Genomic DNA, 1,207 nt, shown 5'->3' on the forward strand with positions numbered 1-1,207 from the left:
TCGGTATCGATCTTGAGTTCAAGCCGAACCAGCAGCTCGTTTGGGCCGTCATCGCGCCGACGACCGACCTGAAGGGCGGCGCGCTCGCGGGCGAGTATGCCGGGGTCTCGGCTTCTGCCTCGCTCGGAGCCGGGGCCGGCGCGAAGGTCCTCGTCGGGGGGTTCGAGAAGTCGATCACGCTGCAGCCGGTCTCGATCGCAGGCAGCACCGGTGCCGGCGCGTCGGCGGGCATCGAGACCTTCACGCTGACGAGCGAGTGAGGCGGAGCCGGGGAGCATGGCGAGCGGGCGGCGTGACCGCGTCGCGTCGCGCTTCGCCCGATCGCCGCTGCGGCGACGGGTGACGCGCAAGCGGCGGGGTCGCCGGCCGCTGGCCCCGTGCCCGGATCGTGGAGGGTATCGGCGACACCGGCCCGCGAGCGGAGGCTCTCGTCCCCGACGCGGAAGGCTCCCGACGGCCAACGGCAAGGATCGAACCGAGTTGCCCGGCCCAACCGTCCATCCGAGGGAAGGTTCGGTCGGACACTTATGGCCTGACGATCGGCGCATGAGAGGCGGGGCACGCAGATGACGCACGCACTCGATTTCGACCGCGAACGCCGGCTCGCGCTGCCCGAGGGCGGCGTGGTCCGGTTCAGCCTGCGCCAGCTCGCCGTTGAGCCCGGGACGCAGGTCGTTCTCGGCAGGGATTTCGACCCGGCCTTCTCGGGCGCGCTCACGGACAAGGAGAGCGCCCGGGAGTATGTCGCGCACAATGTCGGCCGCCTCGCCGCGTTGCAGGAGAAGCTTTACGCGCAGGGGACCCATGCGGTGCTTCTCGTCCTTCAGGGCATCGACAGTTCGGGCAAGGACGGGACCGTGCGCCACGTCCTGTCCGGCGTGAACCCGCAGGGCTGCCGCGTCAGCAGCTTCAAGGCGCCATCGTCGGAGGAGCTTGCGCACGACTATCTCTGGCGTGTGTCCCGGGCACTTCCGGCGCGCGGTATGATCGGAATCTTCAACCGGTCGCACTACGAGGAGGTTCTGGTCGTTCGGGTCCACCCGGAGTTTCTGGCGCACCAGCGGCTTCCCGGCGATGACGACGGAGCGGGTCCCTGGAGGCGCCGCTTCCGCGAGATCAACGACTTCGAGCGCTACCTGGTCGACAACGGCATCTCCATCGTCAAGGTCTTCCTCAACATCTCGAAGGAGGAGCAGCGCAAGCGGCT

Annotated in this window: 1 protein-coding gene and 1 pseudogene; both read left to right on the forward strand. The window is 68.9% G+C overall.

Features of this window, described 5'->3' with window-relative positions:
- Nucleotides 1–260, forward strand: a 260-nt coding sequence (locus M1105_RS20540; protein WP_249582237.1) for a DUF992 domain-containing protein, incomplete at its 5' end; no start/stop codon positions are given.
- A 306-nt stretch (nucleotides 261–566) separates the two neighbouring features.
- A pseudogene (locus M1105_RS20545) lies at nucleotides 567–1,207 on the forward strand (hypothetical protein); the annotation flags it as partial.

Source organism: Thermohalobaculum sediminis, assembly GCF_023487995.1.
GTDB lineage: Bacteria > Pseudomonadota > Alphaproteobacteria > Rhodobacterales > Rhodobacteraceae > Thermohalobaculum > Thermohalobaculum sediminis.